Source organism: Pediococcus damnosus (genome assembly GCF_001437255.1).
GTDB classification, from domain to species: Bacteria; Bacillota; Bacilli; order Lactobacillales; family Lactobacillaceae; genus Pediococcus; species Pediococcus damnosus.
In genome coordinates this window covers 1-9,704 of sequence record NZ_JQBD01000073.1, presented here as the reverse complement: position 1 = coordinate 9,704, position 9,704 = coordinate 1, and the positions used below count along the sequence as shown (strand labels likewise).

Annotated in this window: 7 protein-coding genes and 1 tRNA gene; all 8 read right to left on the bottom strand. The window is 39.5% G+C overall.

What is annotated here, in order from left to right; genetic code table 11:
* Window positions 1-56 precede the first annotated feature (56 nt).
* The 8 genes from IV84_RS08325 to IV84_RS08290 all read right to left on the bottom strand — a co-directional run bounded on the left by IV84_RS08325 (window position 57) and on the right by IV84_RS08290 (window position 9,596).
* Window positions 57-1,307, bottom strand: a complete 1,251-nt coding sequence (locus tag IV84_RS08325; RefSeq protein WP_056986402.1) for a KxYKxGKxW signal peptide domain-containing protein — start codon at window positions 1,305-1,307, stop codon at window positions 57-59.
* Window positions 1,308-1,443: 136 nt separating this feature from the next.
* A complete protein-coding gene (locus IV84_RS08320) occupies window positions 1,444-2,613 on the bottom strand; it encodes a cation:proton antiporter (protein ID WP_056986400.1) in 1,170 nt (389 codons plus the stop codon).
* 18 nt (window positions 2,614-2,631) lie between these two features.
* Window positions 2,632-3,963, bottom strand: a complete 1,332-nt coding sequence (locus IV84_RS08315; protein WP_046872128.1) for a dihydrolipoyl dehydrogenase family protein — start codon at window positions 3,961-3,963, stop codon at window positions 2,632-2,634.
* Window positions 3,964-3,990: 27 nt separating this feature from the next.
* Complete coding sequence (locus IV84_RS08310) at window positions 3,991-4,962, bottom strand: ABC transporter ATP-binding protein (RefSeq protein WP_046872127.1); 972 nt, start codon at window positions 4,960-4,962, stop codon at window positions 3,991-3,993.
* The gene (locus IV84_RS08305; RefSeq protein ID WP_046872126.1) at window positions 4,959-6,488 is read right to left on the bottom strand and encodes an ABC transporter permease/substrate-binding protein; all 1,530 of its coding nucleotides are present in this window, start codon (window positions 6,486-6,488) and stop codon (window positions 4,959-4,961) included. The genes IV84_RS08310 and IV84_RS08305 overlap by 4 nt, the downstream gene beginning before the upstream one ends.
* 157 nt (window positions 6,489-6,645) lie before the next feature.
* Window positions 6,646-7,881 (bottom strand): cytosine deaminase, encoded by a 1,236-nt coding sequence (codA, locus tag IV84_RS08300; RefSeq protein ID WP_056986398.1) that lies wholly within the window; start codon window positions 7,879-7,881, stop codon window positions 6,646-6,648.
* A gap of 29 nt (window positions 7,882-7,910) precedes the next feature.
* On the bottom strand, window positions 7,911-9,287 hold the full coding sequence (locus IV84_RS08295; protein ID WP_046872124.1) for a cytosine permease: 1,377 nt from the start codon (window positions 9,285-9,287) through the stop codon (window positions 7,911-7,913).
* A gap of 235 nt (window positions 9,288-9,522) precedes the next feature.
* Window positions 9,523-9,596: transfer RNA gene (locus IV84_RS08290), tRNA-Thr, on the bottom strand.
* Window positions 9,597-9,704 lie beyond the last annotated feature (108 nt).

Here is a 9,704-nt window from a genome sequence, read left to right as displayed (position 1 = left end):
TGTTCACCAACAACAGTTGACGAAGAACCACTATTTATGCTTGGTTTTATTAAAACTTATTTTCGTTTATCGTGCTGAATTACATATGTTCCGCCAACTAACTCTGAACTGCCACCAGTTGCAAAATCAGATGTCTGAACAGTCATTTCAGAAGATGACTGATCATCCTTATCACTGTTAGCAGATGCTTTTTCAGTTACTTGTGAAGCTTCACTTTGAGCATTACTAATGGCTCGTGACGTTGCTTGGAATTGAATCACTGGAATAGCAGCTTGTTGATAAGAGTCATTTAAATCTGGAACCTCAACTTTTGAAGCCGCTTTGGTGGTTACAAATGCACTCAAATCAGTTAAATAAGCTGTACGATCTACTCGTTGATGCTGCGTTGTACTAATCTGAACCGCATCAGTTGCTTGACTCATCACTTTTGAAATTGTAGCATTCAAAACTGCTGTTTGCGCCGTTTGAGTGGTAGCCGGTGTAGTTACTGCTTTAACAGCCATTGTCGTTGCACTGGTAGCAGCTGATGAACTAGTCTTAGCATCTGAACTAGCCGATTCGGCTGAACTTGCGGTCGAAGATACTGAAGCACTTGAAACTGCAGAACTAGAATCTTCAGAGCTAGCCGCAGAAACTGAGGTAGCTTCACTACTTGTTTGATCAGTCTTCAAATCTGAAGATGATCCTGGGGTAGCTTCACTAGCTGCAGAAGATGCCGCGCTGGTAACCTCTGAACTATTAGAAGCAACCGCATTGCTGGCTGCGCTACTAATTGGTGAAACGCTGGCTGCATTTGAAGATGCAGGATAAACAACGCTTGAAGCTGAACTAGCTGTAGTAGTACTCAAGCTAGGTGCCAATGAGGCAGCAACTGAACTACTTGCACTATTTGCAGCAGCCTGCGAACTAGCAATTGCAGAACTTAAAGCGGCACTTGATGCTGCATCAGAAGCCTTCTTGGAATCCTCGCTTGAAGCAGATTTTTTAGAACTGCTTGAGCTAGCTGAAGAAGCGGCACTTGAATAACTAGAAGATGTCTTTGTTTGATCAGCACTACTATAGTTAGCTTTTGAACTAGTAGCTGAACTCATTGCATAGGAATTTGAATATGCATAACTACTTGATTTTGTCTGATTAGAACTAGCTTCTGTTGAATTTGCAGAAGTGTCCGCCGATACATGAGGTGCATTAAATGTCCCTACAGCACTAATGCCCACCAAAACCAGGCCAGCATATAGCCATTGTTTATGTACCTTATACATCTTAAAATGTACTTTACCATTTTGATTCTGTTCATTATTTTTCATGTGATAAACCTCCAGACCTTAAACAGTATAAGAAACTCTTAAGTTCATTATACGACATTTCTTAAGGATTGGGTACTTCTAAAATGATTAATTGCAATTATTTTTACAATTCATACTTTTTTTATTTGAATTTAGCTTATTTAGTTTGTACTTCAGCTTGTACTTTCCGTTGATGGCTAATTGCATTTTTCAATATGAATGGTGCAATCATCGTCACAAGAATGATAACCAAAATCACATCTGAGTAATGAGTTGGATCAATTAAATGAGCAGAAAAGCCAATTTGGGCAGTGATTAGCGCCATTTCTCCTCGAGAAATCATTCCGGCACCAATCACATAATTACTTGCTAAATTGAATCCAGATAGTTTACCGCCAATTCCACAACCAACTAGTTTTGTCGCAATTCCCAGAATTGTCATCAAAACTACAAAACCTAATGATTGGAATAAATGGGAAAAATCCATATTTAGGCCGACACTGACAAAGAACATCGGAATAAAAACGGCATACCCAATTGGTTCAATACTTTGATCAATTTCATCGTGGGCAGGCGTCATCGCAACAGCAATCCCCGCAAAGAAGGCTCCAACAGCACCACTAAGACCAACCATTTCCGCTAACCAAGCCATCCCAAGGCAGATAATCATCGACATAATTGTCCGACTAGAGGTCATAAAAAGTTTATCAGCAGTGCGCATTAAATAAGGGGCAATCCATTTAATGACAAGGTACACGCCAACAAAGTACAGAAGTTGTTTAAAAATAACTAAGCCGAGATTCTCATTTCCAGCGGAATCACCCATCATGCTAACCATAATACTTAACAAAATGACGCCGATAATATCATCGGCAACGGCTGCTCCTAAAATAGTCGCACCCTCTTTAGTGTTCAAGACTCGGAACTCTTTTAGCACCTCCACCGAAATGCTTACGGACGTTGCTGAGAACACAAACCCAATAAAGAAACATTCGAGACGACTGAAATGAAACAACAATCCAGCCCCTCCCATGATCACCACAGGGAAGATAACGCCAATAACAGCCACCACCAAGGCTGGCCGCAGATATTTTTTCAGTAAAGCAATATTACTTTCCAATCCAGCGATAAACATCAAAATGATTACGCCAAGATCTGCAAATGTTTGCACCAGCGTATTTAAATGAATCCAATTTAAAATAGCCGGGCCCAAAACGACCCCGACTAAAAGCTGCCCAATGACCCCTGGGACACCCATTCGTTGGCTAAAATGACCAACAAATAACGTTAAAAATAAGATTAAACAAAGTGTCCCAATAAATTCCATATTGCAGCCTCCATAAGTTTAAATAAGATAAGATAAATCGCTGGCTGCGGTTGGATAAGCGAAAATGGTTTGTTTCAAGTTTTCTGGTGTGAGCTGGCCATTAATCGCCATGGCAAAATAATTAATTAAATCATCCGCTTCGCTACTCATTAAACTTGCGCCAACAACCGCACCGGTTTTTTTAGATGTTATTACTGTAGCATGTGCCAGCGGTTCGTTCAAGCGCCGATAAGTAAACCATCCAGTTAAATCGAGATCTTTAATCTCAAATTGATCTGCTTTTTCTTTAACATCGGCTGCTTTTAACCCTACCATGGCCAAACGGGGTTCTCCATAAACAACGGTTGGGATTGCCGGATAAGCAATTGCTGTCTGATCACCTGCAAATTCTTGAGCCAAATACTGGGCCTCAAATCCAGATACAGGTGTCAACTTAGGTTGCTTTTTGTCCACAACATCTCCAAGGGCAAAAATATTTTCGGTCGTTGTTTGCAAATGGTCATTGACTTGAACGCCACGCTTAGAAAATGTCACACCGGCTTGATCTAACGCTAAGGTATCATCGTTGGGTACCCGTCCCGCTGTACAGAATACTTGATCTGTTTGCAAACTGAATCCTTGGGCACTCACAAGTTCATAGCCTTGCTCGTTTTTTTCAATGCGGCTAACATCCACGCCGTAATGAAATTGCACGCCATTGGCTTCAAGTTGTGAAATTAAACGTTTCACATCAGCTGCCGGGAATGCTTTTAAAGGTCGATCGTTGTGATGCACAATATGAACTTCTGCTCCTGCAGCACTGGCAATGGCGGCAAATTCAAATGCAATATAGCCACCACCCACAAAGGTTACAGATTTTGGCATCGTCGGCATTTTTAAGAAGTCCGTGCTCGTTTTGAAATGTTCTTTACCATCAATTTCTAAAATTCCTGGGCGAGCCCCGGTTGCAATCACAAACTTATCAGCTTTTACCTGTTTGTCACCAACTTGAATCGTATGTGCATCTTTAAATTTCACTGAACCGTCAATAACGGAAATATCAGCATCCTCTAGTCCCTTTTTCGTCCCAGAAGAGACAGGATCCGTAAACGTTTTTTCAAATTTCATTAAATCAGCCCACTCAATCTTAGGAGCCTTTTGAATCCCTTTGCCAACTAAGTGTTCTGCCTGCCGTTTTGCATCCAGGGCTGAAATTAAAACTTTTTTAGGATCACAGCCCCGATTAGGACAGGTTCCACCCCATAAATTTTCTTCAACAATTGCCATGTTTAGATTTTGCGCCTTTAAATCATAGGCCAAAGCGCTACCACCTGGGCCAGCACCAATAATTACAACATCAAATTTATCCATTTTTGAGCCACTCCTTTAGTTTTTAATTTACCGTTGCACTTCGCTCAAATACCTCATAACTTGTTGCCGATTAAGATAACCAACTTTTTTATGTTCATGCATCACTGCAATCACGTCAGTTTCAGCGAGGGTCATAAAAGCACTCTCCAGTGTTGCCGTATCTTCAAGCTCTTTTGCTTTTTCTGAATTATCAATGGTTTTTAAAACGTATCCCGTTTTTATCAATTTAGCTAACGGGGTTTCATACATATTTTTGGCAACGGAACTCGCGAAAAAGTTCTCGACAAACTGATTAGCCGGATGTTGCACAATGTTCTCTGGCGTATCCGTTTGAAGCAATTTGCCATGACTCATCACACCAATTCGATCCCCTAACTTCAGGGCTTCATCCATATCATGGGTGACAAAAACAATGGTATTATGCATTTTCTGATGGAGATCTAACACCAAATCCTGTAATTGGGTCCGCACGATGGGGTCCAACGCACTAAACGGTTCATCAAATAAAACTACGGGTGGTTTAGCAGCAATCGCCCGAATAATTCCAATTCGTTGTTGTTCACCACCAGATAGTTCATCAGGCATCCGATCCCGATATTCATCAGGATCCAATCCAACCTGAGTCAGCAGATCATCCACAATTTTTGCCGTTTCTTTTTTCGGCATTTTTTTCATATCTGGAATAACACTCACATTTTGTGCAACTGTCATGGTTGGAAACAAAGCAATTTGCTGCAAAACATACCCAATATCGAGTCGTAGGCTTTGTGTGTCAATGTCTTTTAACTTTTTGCCCTCAAATAGAATATCCCCGCTTGTTTGAGTAATTAATTGGTTGATCATTTTTAAGGTCGTTGTTTTTCCGCTTCCGGAAGTTCCCACAAGCACAAATAGTTCCCCAGGTTGGATTGCTAAATTTAGATCATGGATGGCTACATTTTCACCAAATTCCTTACGAACATTTTTAAACTCAATAACTGGCACTTTTGGTTTTATCATTTGTCATCCCTCAACAATCCATGAGAAATTAAGTACTGCTTGGCAACTTTTGCAGCGGACTCCTTTTTCACATTCACTTTGTAATTCATTTCTTGCATGTCAGAATCTGAAATCTTACCAGCTAATTTGTTTAAAGATTTCACAACTTCAGGATGACTAGCCGCAAATTTTTCCGTCATGATTGGTGCCCCCTGGTAAGGAGGAAAAACATGCTTGGTATCTTTTAACATCACTAAATTCAGCTGTTTAATCTGACTGTCAGTTGAATAGGCATCCCCAACGTTAATGTTCCCTCGTTGGAGTGCTTCATATCGTAGACTTGCCTGCATGGAATTGACTTTGAAGTCTAACCCATATTTCTTCTTAATTCCTTTTAGGCCATCCGTACGGTTCATAAACTCTAACGTCATCCCAGCATTAATTTTGTCTTCGATTTTGCGTAAATCTCCGATTGTTTTTAAATTATATTTATCTGCAAACGATTTTTTTACAGCCACTGCAAAGGTATTTTGATATTTCATTGGTTTTAAGTACGCGATATCGTCTTGTGATTTAAGGTCGTCTCTGGCCTTAACATAAGTTTGATGGGCATTCAAATTAGTGGTGTTACCCGTTTTTTTAACCAAACTTTCCAGAACCGTTCCAGAAAATTCAGGATAAATATCAATGCTTTTACTTTTAAGCGCATTAAATAAGAAGCTGGTTGTTCCAAAATTTGACTTCAAAGTAACCGTTACATTTTTATCATCTTGCACAATCAAATCTTTATACATATGAATCAAAATATCTGGTTCAGATCCCAGTTTTCCGGCAATGATGATATTCTCTTTAGGTTGGGCAGCAGCTTGATAACCACTCACACCAATGAATCCTATGATAATCACTGCAACTGTCACAATGACAGTCCGTAGTTTCGCCTTTTGTAAAACTTTGATTAAGGTGCTCAAAACAATTGCAAGCAAAGCCGACGTAATTGCTCCGATTAAAATCAATGATGTATCATTTTGATCAATTCCAAGTAAAATAAAATTACCTAACCCGCCAGCTCCAATTAATGCGGCCAGGGTTGCGGTTCCCACGATTAGGACCAAAGCGGTTCGAATTCCGGATATAATTACCGGAAGTGCAATCGGAATTTCTACTTTAATTAGTTTGCGCATGCGCGACATTCCAAACGCATCTGCCGCTTCTTCTATAGAAGGATCAATTTCGTCAATGCCCACATATGTATTCTGAAAAATTGGTAGCAATGCATAAATCACAAGAGCAATAACTGCTGGCACACTCCCAATCCCGACCAGTGGAATTAAAAGTCCCAACAAAGCTAAGGACGGAATTGTTTGGAGGACACTCGTAATTTGCAAAAGTACTTCGGCCACGCTTTTGTGATGAGTTGCCCAAATTGCCAATGGAACAGCAATTACAATGGCAATCAGTAAAGATGTCAATGATATCTGTAAATGCTGCCACAAAGCTTTAAGAAGCTCGGTTCTTTGATCTAAAAATGTATTCCATAATGTCGTCATAATAACGCTCCAAAAATTAGTTTATAGTTTTATTCTCTCACATTCCGATTAAATTACCATACAATATACTCAAGAAACAGTGTAAATAAAGAGACGAACAGTGACTTTGTAGCCGCTCTTCGCCTTTAAATTTATCTAAAATTAATTGTATGAATCGTTAAAAGTTAAGTTTTACTTCTTTGGGTTTCGTTTCAACTAACACTTTTCCGTGACGGATTGAATACAACACTTCCGAATGTTCGTTCAAGGCATTATAAAAATTATCATTATTCATAATAATGCAGTTAGCTGGTTTGCCAACTTCAATTCCGTAATGATCACTGATATGCAAAGTTTTGGCAGCATTGTTTGTCACAAAATTATAAGAATCCAGAATGCTTTGATAGCCCATCAGTTGGTCGGCATGAATTCCCATGTGGACGGCATCCATCATGTTGCCGTTTCCCATTGGATACCAAGGATCCTTAATATCGTCTTCGCCAAATGAGACGTTGATCCCGGCTTCATTTAATTCTTTAATGCGTGTAATTCCACGGCGTTTAGGATAGGTATCAAACCGTCCACCTAAATGAATATTGACCAGTGGATTAGACACCATATTGATATTAGCCAATTTCAATAAACGAAATAGTTTATAGCAGTAAGCATTATTATAAGATCCCATTGCCGTTGTGTGACTGGCAGTAACCCGGTCTGATAGCCCTGTTTCATAAGCCAGCGTTGCAAGTACCTCTAAGTTGCGTGAATTGGGATCATCAATTTCATCACAATGCACATCAATCAATCGGTCATACTTTTCAGCCAACTCTGCGATGTAGTGTAATGATTGAACTCCATAATCACGAGTGAATTCATAGTGAGGAATCCCGCCAATAACATCGGCACCTTCTTTAACGGCGGTTTCCAGTAGTTCTTTTCCGTGGGGATAAGATAAAACACCCTCTTGTGGAAAGGCAACCAGTTGAATTTCTACCTCATCTTGCATCTCAGCTTTAACTTCCAGTAAAGCCTCTAAAGCTGTCATCGTGGGATCCGTTGTATCCACATGACTACGTACAACCTGAATGCCATTTTCAATTTGTTTACGAAGCGTGGCCTTAGCTCTTTTTTTAACATCCTCACGGGTTAACTTTTTCTTTCTTTCCGACCAAATTTGAATACCTTCAAATAAAGTGCCACTCTGATTCCATTCAGGATCACCAGCGGTTAAAGTGGCATCTAAATGGACATGGGAATCCACAAACGGTGGTAATAATAATTTACCATCCGCTTCAATTACTTTTTCATTTTCACGAGCTGCAAGTTGCGTATCGATTTCTGTAAATTTGCTATCTTCAATTCGCACAACCTGTTTAGTTTCATTGTTTTCAATATAAACATTTTTGATTAACATTATTTGCACTCCTTGTATTTTTAGTAGGTTTAATTTTGATGACTAAGTAATATGTTGCATTTAATTTTCATAACCAAATAGTAAGCAATCCCAACCAGAATCATCGTAATAAATGTTGCTCCTGTATGATTTTGAATCCAGGGTACGCGTTGGAGGAGCAAGTAGACCAGAACACCAACAACCCACAAGCAAAACGCCAGCCAGTGAACCCCACCACGATACCAGTACCGACCGCCCTTTTTAGATAGCTCTGTTGGTTGATAGTTTCTTCTTCGTACCAGGTAAAAGTCAACACACATGATACTAACAATGGGCCCAAGCACCATACCAACATAATCTAGAAAAGCTGTAAAAGTATCCAGGAAACTTCCCACAAATACTGGAATAAACGTTACTAAGGTAGCTAGAATTGTCACAATCCATAAAGACTTTTTCAGACTTATTTTTGGAAAAATATTATTTACGGCTGACCCCGCAGCTTGTAAATTAACTGCATTGGCTGTCATGCTAGTTAACACAATCACAACCATGGCAATTGATCCGAGTCCTAAACGATTTGCAATCGTGCTGGGATCAGAATTATTGGCATCATAAACATCAGAAGTGATCGCAATACTGATTGTCGCAACCAGGCCGATAAAGGCAAACCAGAACACGCCAAGATCTGCTCCTAGGAACGGTGCGGTAATTGCCGTACCCTTTTTATTTGTAAAGCGCGTAAAATCTGCTCCTGCAGTGACCCAAGCTAGATTGAATGCTGCTAATGTATCAATTGCACTACCGAATGGCATTTTTTGGTGACTTGGCACTTTCCAATTAGCAATTTGAGAAAAAGATACATCACGAAAAACAACGATCGATTCCCATAAAACGAAGATAATAACAAGAATTATACCTATTCGTTCTATGATTTGAATCGACCGTTGTCCGGCAGAAATACTTATTAAGTGTAAAATACTCATAACCAAAATTCCAAAAATTAATCCTTTGGCACCACCAGGTTGACCATAAACTGGCCATCCTAATAATGAATGTAAAATATATGACATTGAAGTTGCGGCAATAAAAGTGTTAACCGCTGTCCAACCAACAAATTGGGTCACATTAACTATAGAGGGAACAATACTTCCTCGAATTCCAAAAGAAGCACGGGAAACAGCCATGGTTGAAACCCCTGTTTTATATCCCATATAACCAACCAATGATAAAAATATGTATGAAATACTTGAAGCAATAATTAAGGCATGAATGCCACCCCAAAACCCACAGGCAGCAATAATTCCGCCGACAAACCATGTTCCATTGTTCGCATTAGCACCAACCCAAGTAGCAAACATATCCCAATAGGACATATGACGTTCTTCGACTGGTACAATATCCACAGCGTATCGATCTTTGGTTTCCATAAAAAGTTCCTCCTTTAAAAATTTTGACACATTTTTATTGATTATACACTTCTCAGGAAAAAAATCGAGGCCTTTTGATAGCGGTTAATAAAAATAGTGTTTTTTTCAGTTCACATTTTTAGTTATTTCTATCTATTTTTCGATAGATGTTTTAAAAAACTGTTCTAATTTTAAATTGAAAAAGACAAATCATGGGTTTTTCCATGATTTGTCTTTTACCAAATTTTTCTCTTTAAGCCACTTATCGGATTTGAACCGATGACCCCTTCCTTACCATGGAAGTGCTCTACCTAGCTGAGCTACAGTGGCATTAAATTGCTTCAATAAGTATACCATACCTTAATTTAGACACAAAAAAAGCTCCCAACTAAGGGAACTTACTAAGTGCATGGCAACGTCCTACCCTCGCAGGGAGCG

What these genes read in the sequence shown, in the direction of transcription:
- IV84_RS08325 (WP_056986402.1), bottom strand. Translation starts at nt 1,307, where the DNA reads ATGAAAAATAATGAACAGAATCAAAATGGTAAAGTACATTTTAAGATG.
- IV84_RS08320 (WP_056986400.1), bottom strand. Translation starts at nt 2,613, where the DNA reads ATGGAATTTATTGGGACACTTTGTTTAATCTTATTTTTAACGTTATTT.
- IV84_RS08315 (WP_046872128.1), bottom strand. Translation starts at nt 3,963, where the DNA reads ATGGATAAATTTGATGTTGTAATTATTGGTGCTGGCCCAGGTGGTAGC.
- IV84_RS08310 (WP_046872127.1), bottom strand. Translation starts at nt 4,962, where the DNA reads ATGATAAAACCAAAAGTGCCAGTTATTGAGTTTAAAAATGTTCGTAAG.
- IV84_RS08305 (WP_046872126.1), bottom strand. Translation starts at nt 6,488, where the DNA reads ATGACGACATTATGGAATACATTTTTAGATCAAAGAACCGAGCTTCTT.
- codA (WP_056986398.1), bottom strand. Translation starts at nt 7,881, where the DNA reads ATGTTAATCAAAAATGTTTATATTGAAAACAATGAAACTAAACAGGTT.
- IV84_RS08295 (WP_046872124.1), bottom strand. Translation starts at nt 9,287, where the DNA reads ATGGAAACCAAAGATCGATACGCTGTGGATATTGTACCAGTCGAAGAA.